This is a genomic window from Roseovarius litoreus, from assembly GCF_900142765.1.
Lineage (GTDB): Bacteria > Pseudomonadota > Alphaproteobacteria > Rhodobacterales > Rhodobacteraceae > Roseovarius > Roseovarius litoreus.
In genome coordinates, this window is the sequence record NZ_FRCB01000001.1 from 580,482 (window position 1) to 600,070 (window position 19,589).

Annotated in this window: 17 protein-coding genes; 9 read left to right on the forward strand and 8 right to left on the reverse strand. The window is 64.0% G+C overall.

Annotated elements, in window-relative coordinates:
- Positions 1–2 precede the first annotated feature (2 nt).
- The 4 genes from F3H35_RS02855 to F3H35_RS02870 all read right to left on the reverse strand — a co-directional run bounded on the left by F3H35_RS02855 (position 3) and on the right by F3H35_RS02870 (position 2,492).
- Complete coding sequence (locus tag F3H35_RS02855; protein WP_149778125.1) at positions 3–206, reverse strand: DUF1737 domain-containing protein; 204 nt, start codon at positions 204–206, stop codon at positions 3–5.
- Between the two features lie 6 nt (positions 207–212).
- Entirely contained in the window at positions 213–758 is a 546-nt protein-coding gene (locus F3H35_RS02860; RefSeq protein WP_149778126.1) for an NnrU family protein, read from the reverse strand.
- Between the two features lie 6 nt (positions 759–764).
- Complete coding sequence (locus F3H35_RS02865) at positions 765–1,628, reverse strand: HpcH/HpaI aldolase/citrate lyase family protein (protein WP_007812209.1); 864 nt, start codon at positions 1,626–1,628, stop codon at positions 765–767.
- A gap of 108 nt (positions 1,629–1,736) precedes the next feature.
- The gene (locus F3H35_RS02870; RefSeq protein WP_149778127.1) at positions 1,737–2,492 is read right to left on the reverse strand and encodes a sulfite exporter TauE/SafE family protein; all 756 of its coding nucleotides are present in this window, start codon (positions 2,490–2,492) and stop codon (positions 1,737–1,739) included.
- Between the two features lie 160 nt (positions 2,493–2,652).
- Between F3H35_RS02870 and mdh the strand changes: the two genes are divergently transcribed.
- From mdh to lpdA, 8 genes are all read left to right on the forward strand, one after another.
- Positions 2,653–3,615: a malate dehydrogenase gene (gene mdh / locus F3H35_RS02875; protein WP_149778128.1), complete on the forward strand. Its 963-nt coding sequence runs from the start codon at positions 2,653–2,655 to the stop codon at positions 3,613–3,615.
- A gap of 300 nt (positions 3,616–3,915) precedes the next feature.
- Entirely contained in the window at positions 3,916–5,109 is a 1,194-nt protein-coding gene (sucC, locus tag F3H35_RS02880) for an ADP-forming succinate--CoA ligase subunit beta (RefSeq protein WP_149778129.1), read from the forward strand.
- A 61-nt stretch (positions 5,110–5,170) separates the two neighbouring features.
- Positions 5,171–6,055 (forward strand): succinate--CoA ligase subunit alpha, encoded by an 885-nt coding sequence (gene sucD, locus F3H35_RS02885; RefSeq protein WP_149778130.1) that lies wholly within the window; start codon positions 5,171–5,173, stop codon positions 6,053–6,055.
- Positions 6,056–6,181: 126 nt separating this feature from the next.
- Positions 6,182–6,973, forward strand: coding sequence for an alpha/beta hydrolase family protein (locus F3H35_RS02890; protein WP_188129844.1), 792 nt, complete (start codon positions 6,182–6,184; stop codon positions 6,971–6,973).
- Positions 6,974–7,004: 31 nt separating this feature from the next.
- On the forward strand, positions 7,005–9,965 hold the full coding sequence (locus tag F3H35_RS02895) for a 2-oxoglutarate dehydrogenase E1 component (protein ID WP_149778132.1): 2,961 nt from the start codon (positions 7,005–7,007) through the stop codon (positions 9,963–9,965).
- Positions 9,966–9,968: 3 nt separating this feature from the next.
- Positions 9,969–11,513 (forward strand): 2-oxoglutarate dehydrogenase complex dihydrolipoyllysine-residue succinyltransferase, encoded by a 1,545-nt coding sequence (gene odhB, locus F3H35_RS02900; RefSeq protein WP_149778133.1) that lies wholly within the window; start codon positions 9,969–9,971, stop codon positions 11,511–11,513.
- A 63-nt stretch (positions 11,514–11,576) separates the two neighbouring features.
- Positions 11,577–11,972, forward strand: coding sequence for an MAPEG family protein (locus tag F3H35_RS02905; RefSeq protein WP_149778134.1), 396 nt, complete (start codon positions 11,577–11,579; stop codon positions 11,970–11,972).
- A gap of 93 nt (positions 11,973–12,065) precedes the next feature.
- Positions 12,066–13,454 (forward strand): dihydrolipoyl dehydrogenase, encoded by a 1,389-nt coding sequence (gene lpdA / locus F3H35_RS02910; RefSeq protein ID WP_149778135.1) that lies wholly within the window; start codon positions 12,066–12,068, stop codon positions 13,452–13,454.
- A gap of 97 nt (positions 13,455–13,551) precedes the next feature.
- Here lpdA and F3H35_RS02915 read toward each other — a convergent pair whose 3' ends face one another.
- The 3 genes from F3H35_RS02915 to F3H35_RS02925 are packed head-to-tail and all read right to left on the reverse strand — an operon-like array spanning position 13,552 to position 15,877.
- Entirely contained in the window at positions 13,552–14,301 is a 750-nt protein-coding gene (locus tag F3H35_RS02915) for a lysophospholipid acyltransferase family protein (RefSeq protein ID WP_149778136.1), read from the reverse strand.
- Positions 14,298–15,173 carry a cell division protein FtsX gene (locus F3H35_RS02920; RefSeq protein WP_149778382.1) on the reverse strand — a complete coding sequence of 292 codons (876 nt, stop codon included), beginning with the start codon at positions 15,171–15,173 and terminating at the stop codon, positions 14,298–14,300. The genes F3H35_RS02915 and F3H35_RS02920 overlap by 4 nt, the downstream gene beginning before the upstream one ends.
- Positions 15,174–15,199: 26 nt before the next feature.
- A complete protein-coding gene (locus tag F3H35_RS02925) occupies positions 15,200–15,877 on the reverse strand; it encodes a cell division ATP-binding protein FtsE (protein WP_007812189.1) in 678 nt (225 codons plus the stop codon).
- Positions 15,878–16,039: 162 nt separating this feature from the next.
- On the opposite strand from F3H35_RS02925, the gene F3H35_RS02930 reads away from it, so the two are divergent.
- Positions 16,040–16,882, forward strand: coding sequence for a zinc-ribbon domain-containing protein (locus tag F3H35_RS02930; protein WP_149778137.1), 843 nt, complete (start codon positions 16,040–16,042; stop codon positions 16,880–16,882).
- Positions 16,883–16,936: 54 nt separating this feature from the next.
- On the opposite strand, the gene F3H35_RS02935 is transcribed toward F3H35_RS02930, so the two are convergent.
- The gene (locus F3H35_RS02935) at positions 16,937–19,561 is read right to left on the reverse strand and encodes a TIGR02302 family protein (RefSeq protein WP_149778138.1); all 2,625 of its coding nucleotides are present in this window, start codon (positions 19,559–19,561) and stop codon (positions 16,937–16,939) included.
- Positions 19,562–19,589 lie beyond the last annotated feature (28 nt).

The following is a 19,589-nucleotide window of genomic DNA, read 5'->3' on the forward strand; positions in this document are numbered from 1 at the left end:
GCTTACTGCTCTCCCAGTTTCAGGTCGGGGGAATAGCTGCCCTCGACCTCCTTCACCACGGCCTGACCGCAGCGCATAACGCCATTGGCATGATCGAACGCATAGGTCGGATCGCCATAAAGCTCCCAGCCCTTGTCCAGCGCAGCACTCACCTTGTGGCAAAACGCCGACGTGTCGTCAGCCGACAGAAAACGATAGAGTTTCATGCTGCCTCACCCCGGAAACGGCCAGACGCCCAACCAGTTGTGAATGCCGGTCATCACCCCGAACAGAACCAGCGTGATGACAACCAGCAGGATATCCTTGCTGGCCTTGCCCGGCTCGGGCCGAACCCATTCCTCTGTGCGGTTGATGACGATCACCTGCACCACAGCCCAGGCCAGCATCCCGCCAAACAGGATGACCGAGGCCAGATCGCCATTGACCAGCAAATGCGCCACCGCCCAGATCTTGACCGCCACCAACTGCGGGTGCCGCATCTTGCCTCTCAGCCGTCCGCGTGTGGCACTCATCCCATAGACGAAAACCGCGATCAGCATCAGAAGGTTGTTCAGATGCACGGTCCATGTCGGCGGATACCACAGGTTGATGAACTCCGCGCCGCGATAGCCGATGATCATCAGCACCAGACCCGCAAGAATGATCACCGCCGCAACGCCCTTGCCGGCATTGCCCATCCCGGCGCGCATGTCCGGCGCCAGACGCTTGAAGAAATGGCCCGCCGTCCAAAGGACCAGACCCAGTATCAGATAAACCATGCCGTATTACTCCGCCGCCATTTCCATGATCGCTTGCGCCCGTGCCAGCATGCGTTGCGCCGCGACGACATGCAGATTTTCCACGATCTGCCCATCCACCACGGCCACACCCTGACCCGAAGCCTTGCTTTCTTCATAGGCCTTGATCTGGCGTTCGGCCATCTCGATTTCCGATTGCGTCGGCGCAAAGGCGGTATTGGCGATCTCGACCTGCGCGGGATGGATCAGCGTCTTGCCATCAAAGCCCAGATCGCGCCCCTGCTCGCATTCCGCCTTCAGCCCTTCGCCATCGCGGAACCGGTTATACACCCCGTCGATCGCCACGACACCGCGCGCCGCCCGCGCCGCCATGATGATCCGCTGCAGCGCCGTCATCAGTGGCAGACGGTCCGCGCGATACCGACATCCCAGATCCTTGGTCAGATCGTTGGTACCGGCCACCAGCCCCGTGACCTGACGGTGCATCGCGATTTCCGGCGCGTTGAACACGCTGATCGGCGTCTCCATCATCACCCAGATCGGCATCGCGGGCGACAGCATATCGGCCAGATTGTCCACATCCGACGGCGTGTTGACCTTGGGCAACAGGATGGCGTCCGCCCCGGCATCGGCCAGCACCCGCACATCCTCCAGCCCCCATTCGGTGGTCAGCGCATTGATCCGCACGATCTTGGTGCGCTTGCCATAGCCATCTTCCTTCAGGGCTTTCGCCAGGGTCTGACGGGCCTCGGGCTTGGCTTCGGGGGCAACGGCATCCTCCAGATCGAAGATGATCGCGTCACAGGGCAGCTCGCGTGCCTTCTCAAGCGCCCGTTCCTTGGAACCGGGGATATATAGAACCGAGCGGTAGGGGCGCGTCGCCGTATCCATCTGGGCTGCCTTCCGAGTCATTGCAGAAATAATCTTGCGCCGGAATGACATTTTTCGTCGGAAAAGTTCAAGGCCTTTGTCGCCGCACTGCAGAAAAATCCGCCATCCTCAGGTTAGCGCATCCCAGATCAGCTTGCTGCCCGTCACCGCCAGCAGAACATATGTGATGCCGAAAAACAGCCCCTCAGGCACCACCCTGTGCGCCCTGACCCCCAACCACGCCCCAAACAGCGCGACCGGCGCAAGGATCAGGTCGAACAGCAGCGTCTCGACGGTGAAAATCCCCAGAAACGCATAGGGCACGAATTTCACGACATTGTAGGCCCAGAAAACCAGCACCGTGGTCGCCTGAAACTGCGTCTTGTCCAAGCGGCGCGACAAGAGATAAACCGCCGCGGGCGGCCCTCCGGCATGGCTCACGAAACTGGTGAATCCGGCCACCACCCCGGCCACGATCCCCGCCCATCCCGGCATCGGCCTTTGTGACGGGCGCAAAAGCCCCGCGCGCAACGACATCTGCCAGCCGATGAAGGCAAGGCAGATCCCCCCGATCAGCAGTCGGAAAAGATCGGCATCCGCCACCGAATAAAGCGCCGCACCAATCGCCACACCCGGCACGCCACCCCAAAGCAGCCGCTTTGCATCGACCGCGCTCCAGCGCTTCCAATAGGGCCTGAGCGTCGACACATCGATCAGCATCAACAGCGGCAGCATGATGCCAAGCGCCTGCCCCGGAGGCACCACAAGCGCCAGAATCGACGCCCCCGCAAAGGCCGCCCCCGATCCGAACCCGCCTTTGGATATGCCCGCCAACAGGACCGCAGGCACCGCCACCGCGAAAACTTCCCAATCCGGCAAGGTCATGTCCGGCGCCCTGAATCCCTTGTTTCCACACTCTGTTAGCGCGCCTCATCCCTCGGGGCCAGTTTATCTGTCGAAAGACCGACACAGCAGCAGCCTTGCGCAGCCGACGATTTGGGACTACCCCAAGCGCGAAAATTCCAACCGACCGGAGATACTTCCAATGGCCAGACCCAAGATTGCCCTCATCGGCGCAGGACAGATCGGCGGCACCCTCGCTCACCTCGCCGCGCTGAAGGAACTGGGCGATGTCGTCCTGTTCGATATCGCCGAAGGCACCCCCGAAGGCAAGGCGCTCGACATCGCGGAATCCGGCCCCTCCGAAGGGTTCGACGCGCGCATGAAGGGCACCCAGAGCTATGCCGACATCGCAGGCGCCGATGTCTGCATCGTGACCGCAGGCGTGCCGCGCAAGCCCGGCATGAGCCGTGACGACCTTCTGGGCATCAACCTCAAGGTCATGAAATCCGTCGGCGAAGGCATCCGCGACAACGCGCCCGACGCCTTCGTGATCTGCATCACCAACCCGCTCGATGCGATGGTCTGGGCGCTGCGCGAATTCTCGGGCCTGCCCCACGAGAAAGTCTGCGGCATGGCCGGCGTGCTGGACAGCGCGCGGTTCCGCCACTTCCTCAGCCTCGAATTCGACGTCTCGATGAAGGACGTCACCGCCTTTGTTCTGGGCGGTCATGGCGACACGATGGTGCCGCTGACGCGCTATTCCACCGTCGCCGGCGTGCCTCTGCCCGACCTGATCGAAATGGGCTGGACCACGCAGGACAAGCTGGACGCCATTGTTCAGCGCACCCGCGACGGCGGCGCCGAGATCGTCGGCCTGCTCAAGACCGGCTCCGCCTTCTATGCGCCCGCCACCTCGGCGATCGAAATGGCCGAAGCCTATCTCAAGGACCAGAAACGCGTTCTTCCCTGTGCCGCCCATGTCGATGGCGCCTATGGCCTGAACGGCTTCTATGTGGGCGTGCCCACGGTGATCGGCGCCGGTGGCATCGAGCGCATCGTCGAAATCAAGCTCAACAAGGACGAGCAGGCGATGTTCGACAGCTCGGTCAAGGCCGTCAAGGGCCTCGTCGAAGCGTGCAAGGGCATCGACCCGTCGCTCGCCTGATCCGATCATCGCCCAAGTGTCGGGGCCGGGTGCCATCAGGTGCCCGGCCCTTTCCGTTTCAGAACCGGCAAAATCATCTGCCCTCACAGGCCCGCGTGACAAGGTCGAAGCGGCTTGTCGCGCCCGTTAACCGAGTCGCGCGCAGCTTGCGCTTGAACTTTTGTGATCACACGATTTATTGCTGTGATCACAAAACGCGAAAAAACGCTCGAAAACCCAGCCTGCAAACAAAAAACGGTTTAATTCACTATCAAGGCTATGGGTATATCCGTTCCGATAACAGCAATACGGGACAGTTTCATGAATATCCATGAGTATCAGGCGAAGGCTCTGCTTCGCTCCTACGGCGCCCCGGTATCGGATGGACGCGTCGTGCTGCGCGCCGAAGAGGCCAAGACCGCCGCGGGCGAAATGGATGGCCCCCTCTGGGTGGTCAAGGCGCAGATCCACGCCGGCGGCCGCGGCAAGGGCACCTTCAAGGAGCCGGGCGCAGGCGAAGCCGGCGGTGTCCGCCTCGCCCGATCCGTCGAAGAAGCCGCCGAGGAAGCCCGGCGCATGCTGGGCCGCACCCTCGTCACCAAGCAGACCGGCCCCGCCGGCAAGCAGGTCAACCGCATCTACATCGAAGACGGCTCGGACATCGAAAAGGAATTCTACCTCGCCCTGCTGGTGGACCGCGTCACCTCGCGGATTTCCTTCGTCGCCTCCACCGAAGGCGGCATGGACATCGAGGAAGTCGCCGAAAAGACCCCTGAAAAGATCCTCAGCTTCTCGGTCGATCCCGCCACCGGCTACCAGCCGTTCCATGGCCGCCGGATCGCCTTCATGCTGGGCCTCGAAGGCGCGCAGGTCAAACAATGCGTCAAGCTGATGGGCATTCTCTACCAACTGTTCCTCGACAAGGACATGGAGATGCTCGAGATCAACCCCCTGATCATCACCGACAAGGGCGATCTCAAATGCCTCGACGCCAAGATGGGGTTCGATTCCAACGCGGTCTACCGCCACGCCGATATCGCCGAACTGCGCGACACGACCGAAGAAGACCCCAAGGAACTCGAAGCGTCCAAATACGATCTGAACTACATCGCACTCGACGGTGAGATCGGCTGCATGGTCAACGGCGCGGGCCTGGCGATGGCCACCATGGACATCATCAAGCTTTATGGCGCCGAGCCTGCCAACTTCCTCGATGTGGGCGGCGGCGCGACCAAGGAAAAGGTGACCGAGGCGTTCAAGATCATCACCTCGGACCCGCAGGTCAAAGGCATTCTGGTCAACATCTTCGGCGGCATCATGCGCTGCGACGTGATCGCCGAAGGCGTGATCGCCGCGGTCAAGGAAGTGGGCCTGACGGTACCGCTGGTCGTCCGTCTGGAAGGCACCAACGTCGAAAAGGGGAAAGAGATCATCTCGAACTCCGGCCTCGACGTGATCGCCGCCGACGACCTCAAGGACGGCGCCGAAAAGATCGTCAAAGCCGTCAAGGGCTGACCTGCCCGGCCCGCAGCCCGCTGCGTGCCGCCACAGCGAACATTTTAAGGAGAATGCCAAGATGGCAGTCCTCATCGACGAAAATACCAAGGTGATCTGTCAGGGCCTCACCGGCTCGCAGGGCACATTCCACACCGAACAGGCCATCGCCTATGGCACCAAGATGGTCGGCGGCGTCACCCCCGGCAAGGGCGGTCAGACCCATCTCGACCTGCCCGTGTTCAACTCGGTCCACGAGGCGAAACACGCCACCGACGCCAACGCCTCGGTGATCTACGTGCCGCCGCCCTTCGCCGCCGATTCCATCCTCGAGGCGATCGACGCCGAAATGGAGGTGATCGTCTGCATCACCGAAGGCATCCCCGTGCTCGACATGATGCGCGTCAAGCGCGCGTTGGAGACCTCGAAATCGCGGCTGATCGGCCCGAACTGCCCCGGCGTCATCACGCCTGACGCCTGCAAGATCGGCATCATGCCCGGCCATATCCACAAGCGTGGCAAGGTCGGCGTCGTCTCTCGCTCGGGCACGCTCACCTACGAGGCGGTTAAGCAGACCACCGATGTGGGTCTGGGGCAGTCCACCTGCGTCGGCATCGGCGGTGACCCCATCAAGGGAACCGAACATATCGACGTGCTGGAATGGTTCCTCGCCGATGACGAGACCGAGGCGATCATCATGATCGGCGAAATCGGCGGCTCCGCCGAAGAAGACGCCGCCGCCTTCCTCGCCGCCGAGCGCAAGAAAGGCCGCTGGAAGCCCACCGCCGGCTTCATCGCGGGCCGCACCGCCCCTCCGGGCCGTCGCATGGGCCATGCCGGCGCCATCGTGGCGGGCGGCAAGGGCGGCGCCGACGACAAGATCGAGGCGATGAAATCCGCCGGGATCACCGTCGCCGAAAGCCCCGCCAGTCTGGGCGAGGCCGTTCTGGCCGCGATCAAGGGCTGACCAGTCACCGGGATGCGCGGCCCCCGCGCATCCCACCCCGCCACCGAAGCACCGCGACAGGCACCTGACCACCACCCCCGGGTTCCTCTCCTGTTGCTTCACGAGTTCGGTCAAAAAGGACACGCCATGACGGATCACCTCAAAACGGCACAGGGTCGCACTTCGCGCGTCATGGCTGCGCTTGCGCTTCTGTTCGGTCTGTCCTTGGCATGGCTTGCCACCGCCGGGCTGGCGCAATCGCCCGGTCCGCTTCAGGGCAAGATGTTCGGCGGCGGTGACCGCGCCCTGATCGTTGTCCTGCACGGCGATGTCAGCAAGGGGGGGCCGGCCGATTATCACTACGATATCGCGGCCAAGCTCGCCGCGCAGAACAAAGGCGCAAGCGTGTTCGCCATGCTGCGCCCCGGCTATGCCGACAGCAAGGGGGGCAAATCCCCCGGCTCGAACAACAACCGGCGCGATCACTACACCACGAAAAACAACACCATGGCCGCCCAGACGATTCAGGCCCTTGCCAAGCAAACCGGCAACAGGCGCGTGATCGCCGTGGGGCATTCCGGCGGTGCGGCACAGATCGGCGCGATCATCGGGGCGTATCCCGGCCTCATCGACAGCGCGATCCTGGTCTCCTGCCCGTGCAACATCACGCAGTGGCGGCAAGCACGCGGCAAATCGGCATGGCGCAACAGCGTGTCGCCTCACAGCCTCGTTGCCAAGATCGCGCCCGGCACCCGGATCATCGCTGCGGTCGGCACCGCAGATGACAACACCTTTCCACAGCTTTCGCAGGACTATGTCGCCGCCGCCCAGGCTCGTGGGTTGCCCGCAACCTTCGTTCCGATCAAAGGGGCGCGACACGGCTTCAACGGCCTTCAGGCCACTGTCGAGAAACTGGTGAAATCCGAAGTATCCAAATGACAATATGCGCATCACCGCGCGGAGAACGAACATGACGGATCAAAGCTCGAACGACCAATTCCACGCCTCCAGCTTCATGCAGGGGCACAACGCCGCATATCTCGAACAGCTCTATGCGCGCTACGCCAGCGATCCCAACGCCGTGGACGCTGCCTGGCAGGAGTTTTTCCGCCAGCTTGGCGATGGCGATGCCGATGTCCGCCAGCAGGCCAGCGGCCCGTCATGGGCGCGCAGCGACTGGCCGCCGACGCCGAATGACGATCTGACCAGCGCGCTGACCGGTGAATGGCCCGCCGAAATCGAAACCGCCACAGCCGCCGACAAGATCAAGAAGAAAGCCTCCGAAAAGGGCGTCAAGGTGTCGGATGACGCGGTCAAGCGCGCCGTTCTCGATTCCGTTCGCGCGCTCATGCTGATCCGCGCCTACCGCATCCGCGGCCACCTGATCGCCCAGCTCGATCCGCTTGGCCTGCGCGATCACGGCTACCGCCCCGAGCTCGATCCGAAATCCTACGGCTTCACCGAAGCCGACATGGACCGCCCGATCTTCATCGACAACGTTCTGGGCCTGCAGGTCGCCTCGATCCGCGAGATCCTCGATATCGTCAAGCGCACCTATTGCGGCACCTTCGCGCTGCAATACATGCACATCTCCGATCCCGAACAATCCGCATGGCTCAAGGAACGGATCGAAGGCTACGACAAGGAAATCACCTTCACCCGCGAGGGCCGCAAGGCGATCCTGAACAAGCTGGTCGAAGCCGAGGGATTCGAGAAATACCTCCACGTCAAATACATGGGCACCAAGCGCTTCGGCCTTGATGGCGGCGAAAGCCTGATCCCCGCGATGGAGCAGATCATCAAGCGCGGCGGCAGCCTCGGCGTGAAGGAAATCGTCATCGGCATGCCCCATCGCGGGCGCCTGTCGGTGCTGGCCAACGTGATGGGCAAACCCTATCGCGCCATCTTCAACGAGTTTCAGGGCGGCAGCTTCAAGCCCGAGGACGTGGATGGATCGGGCGATGTGAAATACCATCTCGGCGCCTCCTCCGACCGCGAATTCGACGGCAACACCGTTCACCTGTCGCTGACCGCGAACCCCTCGCATCTCGAAGCGGTCAATCCGGTGGTGCTCGGCAAGGTCCGCGCCAAGCAGGACCAGCGCAACGACAGCGAGCGCACCAGCGTTCTGCCTGTTCTCCTGCATGGCGACGCGGCCTTCGCGGGGCAAGGTGTGGTGGCCGAATGTTTCGGTCTCTCGGGTCTCAAGGGCCACAAGACCGGCGGCACCATTCATATCGTGGTGAACAACCAGATCGGCTTCACCACCGCGCCGCATTTCTCGCGCTCCTCGCCCTATCCCACCGATATCGCGCTGATGGTCGAGGCGCCCATTTTCCACGTCAACGGCGATGATCCCGAAGCCGTGGTGCATGCCGCCAAGGTCGCCACCGAATTCCGCCAGAAGTTCCAGAAAGACGTGGTGATCGACATGATCTGCTACCGTCGGTTCGGCCATAACGAGGGCGATGAGCCCATGTTCACCAACCCGGTGATGTACAACAAGATCAAGAAGCAAAAGACCACGCTCAGCCTGTATACCGAACGCCTGGTGGCCGATGGCCTGATCCCCGAAGGCGAGATCGAGGATATGAAGGCCGCCTTCCAATCCTACCTCGCCGACGAATTCGAGGCCGGCAAGGAATACCGCCCCAACAAGGCCGACTGGCTGGATGGCAAATGGTCCCATCTCGACCGCAAGAACGAGGATTACCAGCGTGGCGAAACCGCCATCGCCCCCGAAACCCTCGACGAGATCGGTCGCGCCCTGACCACGGCGCCCGATGGCTTCCCGCTCCACAAGACGGTCAGCCGCCTGCTCGACACCAAGAAGCAGATGTTCGAAACCGGTCAGGGCTTTGACTGGGCCACCGCCGAGGCGTTGGCCTTCGGCTCGCTGCAGCTCGAAGGCTACCCGGTGCGCCTCGCCGGTCAGGACAGCACGCGCGGCACGTTCAGCCAGCGTCATTCCGCCTTCATCGATCAAAACACCGAGGAACGCTACTTTCCGCTCAACCATATCCGCGAGGGGCAGGCCCGCTACGAGGTGATCGACTCGATGCTCTCGGAATATGCGGTTCTGGGCTTCGAATACGGCTATTCGCTGGCCGAACCCAACGCCCTCACCCTGTGGGAGGCCCAGTTTGGCGATTTCGCCAACGGCGCACAGATCATGTTCGACCAGTTCATCAGCTCGGGTGAATCCAAGTGGTTGCGCATGTCGGGCCTCGTTTGCCTGCTGCCGCATGGCTACGAAGGGCAGGGGCCGGAACATTCCTCGGCACGCCTCGAGCGTTTCCTCACCATGTGCGGCGGCGACAACTGGATCGTGGCCAACTGCACCACACCGGCCAACTATTTCCACATCCTGCGCCGGCAGCTGCACCGCACCTATCGCAAGCCGCTGATCCTGATGACGCCCAAATCGCTGCTGCGTCACAAGATGGCGGTCTCCCGGACCGAGGAATTCACCACCGGTTCCAGCTTCCACCGCGTTCTGTGGGACGATGCGCAATACGGCAATTCCGACACGCAGCTGAAACCCGACAATCAGATCAAGCGCGTGGTGATGTGCTCGGGCAAGGTCTATTACGACCTGCTCGAGGAACGCGATCGCCGCGGGATCGACGATGTCTACCTGCTGCGCATCGAACAGTTCTACCCGTTCCCGGCCATGTCCATGGTCAAGGAGCTTGAACGCTTCAAACAGGCCGAAATGGTCTGGTGTCAGGAAGAACCCAAGAACCAGGGCGCGTGGTTCTTCATCGAACCCAATATCGAATGGGTGCTTGGCCGGATCAACGCCAAGCATGCCCGCCCCACCTATGCAGGCCGCGCCGCCGCCGCCTCGCCCGCCACGGGCCTGGCATCCCAGCACAAGGCACAACAAGAGGCGCTGGTCGATGCCGCGCTGACCATCGAAGGAAAATAACGCATGTCGACAGAAGTTCGCGTCCCCACGCTCGGAGAATCCGTCACCGAAGCCACGGTCGCCACCTGGTTCAAGAAACCCGGTGACCCGGTCGCCGCCGACGAAATGCTGTGCGAGCTGGAAACCGACAAGGTGACCGTCGAAGTGCCCGCGCCCGCCGCCGGCACCCTTGGCGAGATCGTCGCCGGCGAAGGCGAAACCGTGGGCGTCGATGCGCTCCTCGCCACCATCTCCGAAGGCCAGGCCTCGGGCGCAGGCGACAGTGCACCCGCCAAAAGCCAGGACAGCGCCGCCTCCAAGGGCGACGCGCCCGACAGCGACGGGTCCAAGGGCACTACCGATGTCATGGTGCCCACCTTGGGCGAATCCGTGACCGAAGCGACCGTGTCCACATGGTTCAAGAAGGTCGGCGACAGCGTGGCGCAGGACGAAACCCTGTGCGAGCTCGAAACCGACAAGGTCTCGGTCGAAGTGCCCGCACCCACGGCTGGCATCCTGTCCGAAATCCTCGCCGGCGAAGGCGACACCGTGCAGGCCGGCGGCAAGCTGGCGGTGCTCTCCGGCTCCGCCGGTGGCACCACCGAACCCAGCAGTGCCAGTGCCGCCAGCGCCGAACCCGCGCAAGCTGCCTCCGGTGGTGGCGATATCGAAGACGCGCCGTCAGCCAAGAAAGCCATGGCCGAAGCCGGCCTTTCTCGCGATCAGGTTCAGGGCACAGGCAAGGATGGCCGTATCATGAAAGAAGACGTCTCCAAGGCCGTTGCGGCCGCATCCACCGCACCCGCAGTCTCCAGCGCGCCCGCGGCCCCCGTACAGCCGCCGCGCGGCCCGGTCAGCGCCGATGACGCCGCCCGCGAGGAACGAGTCCGCATGACCCGCCTGCGCCAGACCATCGCGCGCCGCCTCAAGGACGCCCAGAACACCGCCGCGATCCTGACCACCTATAACGAGGTGGACATGACCGAGGTGATGGCCCTGCGCAACGCCTACAAGGACGACTTCTACAAGAAACACGGCGTCAAGCTCGGCTTCATGTCCTTCTTCACCAAGGCCTGCTGCCACGCCCTTCGCGAAGTCCCCGAGGTGAACGCCGAAATCGACGGCACCGACATCGTCTACAAGAACTTCGTGCATATGGGCATCGCCGCCGGCACGCCTCAGGGTCTCGTGGTCCCGGTGATCCGTGACGCCGATTCGATGTCCTTCGCCGAGATCGAAAAAGCCATCGCCGAAAAAGGCGCCCGCGCCCGCGACGGCAAGCTCAGCATGGCCGAAATGCAGGGCGGCACCTTCACCATCTCGAACGGCGGCGTCTACGGATCGCTGATGTCCTCGCCGATCCTCAACCCGCCGCAATCGGGCATCCTCGGCATGCACAAGATCCAGGACCGCCCGATGGTCGTCAACGGTCAGATCGTGGCCCGCCCGATGATGTATCTGGCCCTCAGCTACGATCACCGCATCGTCGATGGCAAGGGCGCGGTCACCTTCCTCGTCCGGGTGAAAGAGGCGCTCGAAGACCCGCGCCGCCTGCTGATGGATCTGTGATCTTTGCCGCCGGGCCAACGGCCCGGCAGCAGCACCCCCCTGACAAACGCCGGACCGCCAACGATGACCCCCGAGCTGACCGCCCTCACCCTCGCAGCCCTGCTACAGGTCGTCCAATACGGCCTCTTCGCCGTGCCTGCGAACCTGCAACTGGGCACCGGCTACACCATGTCCGCGCGCGACCGCGCCCCCTCGAAACAGCTCTCCGAGCGCGCCGCGCGCCTGCAACGCGCTCTGAACAACCATTTCGAAGGGCTGATCCTCTTCGGCATCGCCTGCACGGTCATCACCCTCTCGGGCCAATCCAGCCCCTTCACCGCCGGCTGCGCCTTCACCTATCTGGGCGCGCGCGTTCTCTACATCCCGGCCTATGCCTTCGGCTGGCGCCCCGGCCGGTCGCTGATCTGGGCTGCGGGGTTCATGGCCACCGTCCTGATGCTGCTGGCCGCCCTCGCCTGATGTTTCTTCTGGCTTCAAATATCCCGGGGGAGTCGCCGGCAGGGCGGCGGGGGCAGAGCCCCCTTTCCCCGATCAACGAAAGGATACCGACCCATGGCAAACTATGACGTGATCGTCATCGGCTCCGGCCCCGGCGGCTATGTCGCCGCCATCCGCTGCGCCCAGCTTGGCCTGAAAACCGCCTGCGTCGAAGGACGCGCCACGCTCGGCGGCACCTGTCTCAACGTGGGCTGCATCCCGTCCAAGGCGCTGCTGCACGCCTCCCATCAGCTGCATGAGGCCGAGCATAATTTCGCCAAGATGGGCCTCAAGGGCGCCAGCCCCTCGGTCGACTGGAAACAGATGCTCGCCTACAAGGATGACGTGATCGGCCAGAACACCAAGGGGATCGAATTCCTGTTCAAGAAGAACAAGATCGACTGGCTCAAGGGCTGGGGCTCGATCCCGGAAAAAGGCAAGGTGCAGGTCGGCGACGAGCTGCACGAGGCCCGCAACATCATCATCGCCACCGGCTCGCAATCCGCTTCCCTGCCCGGCGTAGAGGTGGATGAAAAGATCGTCGTCACCTCCACCGGCGCACTGGAATTGCCGAAGATCCCCAAGAAGATGGTCGTGATCGGCGCCGGGGTGATCGGGCTTGAACTGGGCTCGGTCTATGCCCGGCTCGGGTCTAAAATCACCGTGGTCGAATATCTCGATCAGATCACCCCCGGCATGGATGGCGAGGTGCAGAAACAGTTTCAGCGCCTGCTCAAGAAACAGGGGCTCGATTTCATCATGGGCGCTGCCGTGCAATCGGTGGAAACCCTCAAGACCAAGGCCAAGGTCGCCTACAAGCTGCGCAAGGACGACAGCGACCATACGATCGACGCCGATGTGGTTCTGGTCGCCACCGGGCGCAAACCCTTCACCGACGGTCTCGGTCTCGAGGCGCTCGGCGTGAAGATGTCCGCGCGTGGTCAGATCGAAACCGACGATCAATGGCGCACCAATGTCGAGGGGATCTATGCCATCGGCGACGCCATCGCCGGCCCGATGCTCGCCCACAAGGCCGAGGATGAGGGCATGGCAGCCGCCGAGGTGATCGCCGGCAAGCATGGCCATGTCAATTACGGGGTCATTCCCGGCGTGATCTATACGCATCCCGAAGTGGCGTCCGTCGGCCAGACCGAAGAACAGCTCAAAGAGGCGGGTCGCGCCTACAAGGTCGGCAAGTTCTCGTTCATGGGCAACGGGCGCGCCAAGGCGAATTTCGCCGGTGACGGCTTCGTCAAGATCCTCGCCGACAAGGAAACAGATCGCATTCTGGGCGCCCATATCATCGGGCCCATGGCCGGCGACCTGATCCACGAGATTTGCGTCGCGATGGAATTCGGCGCCTCCGCCGAGGATCTGGCGCTGACCTGTCACGCGCATCCCACCTATTCCGAAGCGGTGCGCGAAGCCGCCCTCGCCTGCGGCGACGGGGCCATTCACGCCTGACACGGCCATCATCGGACACAAGGAAAAAGGCGGCCCCCCTTCGCGGGAAGCCGCCTTTTTCATGTCTGTCGCGTGAGCGATACGCCCCACCCGGTGCTTACCGGTCGCCCTGAACCTTGTCGGGATCGAAGCCCGCTTCCCGCATCAGCCGGTCGGACGCGGTCTCGACCTCCTGTTCGAGTTGCGCCATGAAATCCATGCGCGCCATCCCGGCCTCGATGCGTGGCAGGAATTCCACCACCGCCAGCCCCGGCTTGCGCAGGATCCCCTTGCGCGGCCAGAAGACGCCCACATTGGTCGCCACCGGCACGCAATCCTGTCCCAGCTCGTCATACAGCACGCCGGTTCCGACCTTGTAAGGCGCCTTCACGCCCGGCGCGATGCGTGTGCCCTGGGGATAGATGATCAGCTGTCCGGGATCCTGCCGGCCGCGCGCCACATCCGACACCATCTGCTTGATCGCCTGACTGCGTTTGCCCCGGTCAACCGGAACGCAGCCGATCTTCAGCGCATATTGCCCGATCACCGGCGCCCACATCAATTCGCGCTTCATGATGAACTTGCCGGCAGGCACCGCCCCGAAAATCAGGATGATGTCCAGAAAGGACTGGTGCTTGGCGGCGATCACCACCTCGTCGGTGGGCGGCGTGCCGCGCACCTCGGTGCGCAGCCCCACCATCCAGCGCGCCGTCCAGCGCACCCACCGGCACCACATGTGACAGGCCGCAAGCGCCCCGTGTCTGCTGACCAGCGCCCAGGGCAGGAACACGATCCCCATGACCACCATCATCACATAGATCTGCCCCACGAAGACAAGCGACCGGAGCCATTGAACGGCTGCACTCATGGCAGGCTCCTCAGGGTCTTGCGTGCCGCCGTTTTCGTGGCCCAAAACGCAACAGCCGCCGCCAGAAGCGGCACGGCCAGCGGCCAGACCCAATGCCACCCGCGAAAGCCAAGCCCGGTCAGAAACCCGCCCTCATCCTGTGCTGCGGGAAGCGCCAGGATCGCCAGGCATCCCAAAGCCATCCCGACAGCGGCACCGATCAGCGCCCGCAAGGTGAACCGCCGCACGAAGGCCCGCACGATATAGCCATCCTGCGCCCCCACCAGCCGCAGAACCCCGATCACCTGCGCATTGGCCGCCAGCGCCGCATTGGCCGCCAGCGTGATCATCGCCGCCATCGTCGCCCCGATCAGCAGCAACGACACCACACCCAGCATCCGCAGCCGGTTGGCCGCATTGACCAAGGGCTCGCGCCAGCGCGTATGATCGTCCAGCACCGCTCCCGGCACCTCGGCAGACAGCCGCAGGCGCAAACCCTGCGCATCGAAGCCCTCGGCATCCTCGATCACCTCGATCAGTTGCGGAATGGGCAGCGCATCCACCGGCAGATCCGGGCCGAACCACGGCTCGAGCAGCGCGCTCTGCTCCTCGGGCGTCAAGGCCCGGGCGCTCGCCACCCCGGTCGTCGTCTCCAACACCCTCAGGGCCGCCTGCGTCTGGCTGGCAAGCTGGCCCTCGGGCGCAGAGATGCGGATGGTCGAGCTGCGCGCCAATTCGTCTCCCCAGCGATCCGCCAGACGCGCCGTCGCCAGCGACAGCGCCAGCGCGAACACCGCCAGAAACGCCATCGCCCCCGCCGCGAAAAGCGTCAGCGACGCGGTGAAGCCCGTCGGCGGCACCACGCGATCGGCCTGCGCATCCCCCGCCAGCATCTCCGTCAGACGTCCAGGATCAAGCTTCACAGATCCGCCCCCGCCAGTTGCAGCCGCCGGTTGGCGATCCTCAGCACCCGCGCCTGCACATGCGCCTTGGCCGCGCGGATCAGCGCCAGATCATGGGTCGCGATCATGATCGTCTTGCCCATCCGGTTCAGCTCGATCAGCAAGCGCAACAGCCGCTGCGACATCTCCCAGTCGACATTCCCCGTCGGCTCATCGGCCAGCACCACATCGGGTGACATGATGACCGCCCGCGCCAGCGCCGCACGCTGCCGCTCACCGCCCGACAATTCCGGCGGCAGCGCATTGGCCCTCTCCTTCAGACCGACCCAGCCGGTCAACTCCTTGAGATTGGCCGCCTCTCCCAAAAGATCCCGACCCGACACCATCAGCGGCAGCGCGATATTCTCGGCCACGCTCATATGATCCAGAAACTGGCAATCCTGATGCACAACGCCGATGCGCCGCCGCGCCATGGCGATATCGTCGCGCTCCATCCCGCGCCGATCGGCCCCGAACAGGCGCACGGTGCCGGATGTCGGCGTCAAGGCGCCATAGCACAACTTGAGAAACGTCGTCTTGCCCGCGCCGGAGGGTCCGGTCAGGAAATGGAACGATCCCGGTTGCAGCTCAAGCGAGATATCACTCAGCAATTCGCCGCCGCCATAGCTATAGGCCACGTTCTCCAGCTCGATCAAGGAAGCCCCCTCTGTGCCGCGCGCTTCTAAATGCCTTACAGGCCACACTTGTGCAATGTTTCTGCGCACGAAATGCTTAGGTCTTTCGTATGCGCCATTTACCGCTTATGCTTTTGAAAAAGCAAACAGGCTTGAAACTTCTGGCAGGCGACAGGTGTCGACATGAGGCTGACTTGCCCGAATTGCGGGGCACAATACGAAGTCCCCGACGAGGTGATCCCGGAAACGGGCCGTGACGTCCAGTGCTCGAACTGCGGCGATACATGGTTTCAATTCCATCCCGACCATATGCCGCAGGATGACGCGCAGGCCGAAACAGGGGCCGAGCCTCAATCTGCCGATGCCGACGACGGCTATGCCGAATATGACGTCGAGCCTGATCCCGAGCCCGATCCTCAACCCGACCCAACCCCTGAGGATCACTACGACGATCCTGACGAGGACGCGGAAGAAGAAGAAGACACCGCCCCCCCGCGCCGCGAGCTTGATCCCTCGATCCGCGATCTTCTGCGCGAGGAAGCCGCCCGCGAGGAACAGGCCCGCGCCGCCGAAGCCGGCCCCGGCCTTGAAACCCAGCCCGATCTCGGTCTGGACGAAGCACCCGACACCCTCGCCCAGAATGCCCGCGCGCGCATAGCGCGCCTGCGCGGCCTTCCGGTCGACACCGACGAACCCGCGACAAATCAGGACATCGACCCCGAGTCGCGCCGCAATCTTCTGCCCGATATCGAAGAAATCAATTCCTCGCTCGACGCAGCCCCACAGCGTGACGTCTCCGCCAGCCGCGACGACGATGCCATGGCCGCACCCTCGGCGGGCGGTGGTTTCCGGCGTGGCTTTGTCTGGTCGATCGTCCTTTTCGCCATTCTGACGCTGCTCTATGTCTTCGCGCCACAGGTGGCGGGCCTGTCTTCCGCACTCGAAGGGCCGATGGCCGCCTATGTCGAGATGGTCAACAGCCTGCGCGCCCTGCTGCAGTCAACCGTCGCATCGTTTCTGAGATAGCGGCCGGCACATCGCTGCCCCGCCATGGGTCGCGCACAGTGCCGGCCTTGCGCGTCAGAACCGATCCAGCAGCCGCTTGAGATAATCAAGCTCGACATCCGGGCGTTCGCCCTCGCCTGACCGGCGGCGGATTTCATCAAGCAATTCGCGCGCGCGCCGATACACGTCCTCGCCCTGCAGAAGCGAATCCTGCGTGCCCACGCGCCCGCCCTGGCCTGCCTGACGGCCAAGCGGGTCCGACTCCTGCGCACCGGCCTCGCCTCGGGCCTGACCTTGTCCGCCCTGTTGCTGCTGGCTGTTCTCGGCCAGCGCCTCGCCCAGATTGCGCATCCCTTCGCGCAGCGCTTCCATCGCCTCCGATTGCCGGTCCAGCGCCTCGGGCAGGTCATTGCCGCGCAACGCCTGCTCGGCACCCTCCATGGCCCGATCCGCACGTTCGAGCGACTCGCGGGCCGCATCACCGCCCTCGGTGCCCGCACCGGGCAGGTTGCCGCGCTGCCGCTCAAGCTCTCGGCGCAACGCTTCCTGCCGCCCGGCCAGATCACCCGGCCCGCCATTCTCGGCCTGCTGGTTGCCCGGCTCCTGACCGCCCTCTCCGGGCTGTCCCGGCTGACCGCCCTGGCCCTGACCCTGCTGGCCCTGCTGATCGTGGCTCTGCCCCCGGCCCTGACCGCCATCGCGGCCCTCGTTGCCCTGGCTCTGGCCGCTTTGCGCACCGGGGTTGAACTGTTCCTGCAAATCGCGGAACGCCTCATCCGACAGACCCTGCTGATTGCGCAGCGTCTCGGCCAGACCTTCCATCGCCTGCTGGCCCGGGCTCTGACCCTGCTGGCCGCCCTGACCTTGGGTGACCTGCATGTTCTCCATCATTTCCTGGAACTGTCTGAGCGCCTCTTGCGCCTCGGCCATGCGGCCCTGTTCCATCAATTCCTGGATGCGGTCCATCATGTCCTGCAGATCCTGCTGGGTCATCTGCATCGCATCATCCGACATCGGAGGATTGTCGCCGTTCTGCTGCTGGTTCTCGCGCTGCGCCTGCTGCATCTTCTGGCGCAGGTAATCATTCGTCGCCTCGCGCAATTCCTGCATCAGCCGCGCGATCTCTTCCTCGGTGGCGCCGTTGCGCATCGCCTCGCTCAGGCGTTCCTGTGCCGCGCGCATCCGCTCCAGCGCGTCGCCGATATCACCCTCTTCCAGCAGGATCGCCAGATCCCAAAGCGCCTGTGCGATCTCGTCCTGCGCCGCCTTGTCCAGACTGTCATGCCGCACCAACGTCTCCAGCCGCCGCAGGATCACCCGCAGCTTCAGATAGGCGGTTTCCGACCGGAAGAGCCCATCCTCGGGCCGGTGCGACACGGCCCGCAGCACCTGTGTCACCCGCTTGCCATTCTCCATCGACCAGAGCAGATCCCGGCGCTGCTCGATCACCGCAGCCGCCATCGGATCGAAAAACCGCCGCGCCGGAAGCCGCATCTGCTCGGGCGCGCTCAGCCCCGCCTGACCATCGGCATCGCGCACCTCAAGCTGCAGCGTCACCGGCAGATGCGCCCAAGGGTGCTGCGACAGGTTCTCGATCAGCGTCTCGGTGAAATCGATCCTGTCACCAGTGATCGGCATCGGCAGGTCCAGCTCGATCGCGTCCCGCGGATCAGGATCGGCCTGCAACCCGTGGCGACGATCAAGCTCGGCCATGTCCAGCCGGAACACGGCCCGTCCCTCGACCACGCCGTAATCGTCCTTCGCGCGGAACGGCTGGCTCATCTGCCCGTCAAAGGTGGTCTCGGCGCCGGTCTGCATGATCTGCACGCTCGGCCCCTGATCCGGCAGCGCCGTGACGGTCCAGCTTTTGCCGCCGGGCCCGTCGATCATCAGCGTGCCGTCCTGCGTGATGTCGAACCCCTGCTCGGGGTCCGTCGCCGCGCCCACATCCTCTGTCCGTCCCGACACGGTCTCGGCCACGCTCAACGCGCCCACCTCGCCATAGAGCCGCACGGTCACGCGGCTCCCCTCGGGAACTTCGATCTCTCCGGTCTGGTCATTGAGGTACAGGCTCGGCAGCCCGGTATAGGCCGGCGGCTCGATCCAACCTTCCCAGGCCGGTCCATTGGCCAGTGCAGCGCCTCCGCCCGGCCCCATGCCCGCAACGCTGCCCACGCGCCAGACCGACCCGAACAGCAGCGCCACCACCAGCCCCAGCAAGGCGATATAGCGCAACCCGAAAGGATCGCGCTCCGACAGCCTCAGGTCCGGTTCGACCGCGCGTGCCTCGGCGGCCCGTTCGGCCATGCGCGCCTGATGCGCGCGCCACAGGGCTTCGGATCCCGCATCACCGCTGCCCACCGCCTGCGCATCCGCCAGCGCCGCCAGAGGATGACCCGGCATACTCGCATCGATCCGCGCCAACGCATCCTCGCGGCTTGGCCAGCGAAACGCCCTCAGCCCCCGAACCGCAAAGATCACGAACGCCAGCAATGCGGCGACCATGATCCCCCAGACCACTTCCAGCGCCATCAGGTCATGCAGCCCCAGCAGCAACATCGCCGCCACCGCCGCCACCAACGACCACAAGGGCCAGAAGGCCCTGACCAGCCGCTCCGCGATCAGCCCCGCCCATGTCAGGGTGAGAGGCCGGCGCAACCGGGTCAACACAGGTGTCAGGGGGGTGGTTTGCCGCTGCATGCTCCGTTCCCTTCAGGGGCCGGACACG

Excerpts from the sequence above, each read along its gene's own strand:
- F3H35_RS02855 (WP_149778125.1), bottom strand. The coding sequence starts at position 206 with ATGAAACTCTATCGTTTTCTGTCGGCTGACGACACGTCGGCGTTTTGC.
- F3H35_RS02860 (WP_149778126.1), bottom strand. The coding sequence starts at position 758 with ATGGTTTATCTGATACTGGGTCTGGTCCTTTGGACGGCGGGCCATTTC.
- F3H35_RS02865 (WP_007812209.1), bottom strand. The coding sequence starts at position 1,628 with ATGGATACGGCGACGCGCCCCTACCGCTCGGTTCTATATATCCCCGGT.
- F3H35_RS02870 (WP_149778127.1), bottom strand. The coding sequence starts at position 2,492 with ATGACCTTGCCGGATTGGGAAGTTTTCGCGGTGGCGGTGCCTGCGGTC.
- mdh (WP_149778128.1), top strand. The coding sequence starts at position 2,653 with ATGGCCAGACCCAAGATTGCCCTCATCGGCGCAGGACAGATCGGCGGC.
- sucC (WP_149778129.1), top strand. The coding sequence starts at position 3,916 with ATGAATATCCATGAGTATCAGGCGAAGGCTCTGCTTCGCTCCTACGGC.
- sucD (WP_149778130.1), top strand. The coding sequence starts at position 5,171 with ATGGCAGTCCTCATCGACGAAAATACCAAGGTGATCTGTCAGGGCCTC.
- F3H35_RS02890 (WP_188129844.1), top strand. The coding sequence starts at position 6,182 with ATGACGGATCACCTCAAAACGGCACAGGGTCGCACTTCGCGCGTCATG.
- F3H35_RS02895 (WP_149778132.1), top strand. The coding sequence starts at position 7,005 with ATGACGGATCAAAGCTCGAACGACCAATTCCACGCCTCCAGCTTCATG.
- odhB (WP_149778133.1), top strand. The coding sequence starts at position 9,969 with ATGTCGACAGAAGTTCGCGTCCCCACGCTCGGAGAATCCGTCACCGAA.
- F3H35_RS02905 (WP_149778134.1), top strand. The coding sequence starts at position 11,577 with ATGACCCCCGAGCTGACCGCCCTCACCCTCGCAGCCCTGCTACAGGTC.
- lpdA (WP_149778135.1), top strand. The coding sequence starts at position 12,066 with ATGGCAAACTATGACGTGATCGTCATCGGCTCCGGCCCCGGCGGCTAT.
- F3H35_RS02915 (WP_149778136.1), bottom strand. The coding sequence starts at position 14,301 with ATGAGTGCAGCCGTTCAATGGCTCCGGTCGCTTGTCTTCGTGGGGCAG.
- F3H35_RS02920 (WP_149778382.1), bottom strand. The coding sequence starts at position 15,173 with ATGCTGGCGGGGGATGCGCAGGCCGATCGCGTGGTGCCGCCGACGGGC.
- F3H35_RS02930 (WP_149778137.1), top strand. The coding sequence starts at position 16,040 with ATGAGGCTGACTTGCCCGAATTGCGGGGCACAATACGAAGTCCCCGAC.
- F3H35_RS02935 (WP_149778138.1), bottom strand. The coding sequence starts at position 19,561 with ATGCAGCGGCAAACCACCCCCCTGACACCTGTGTTGACCCGGTTGCGC.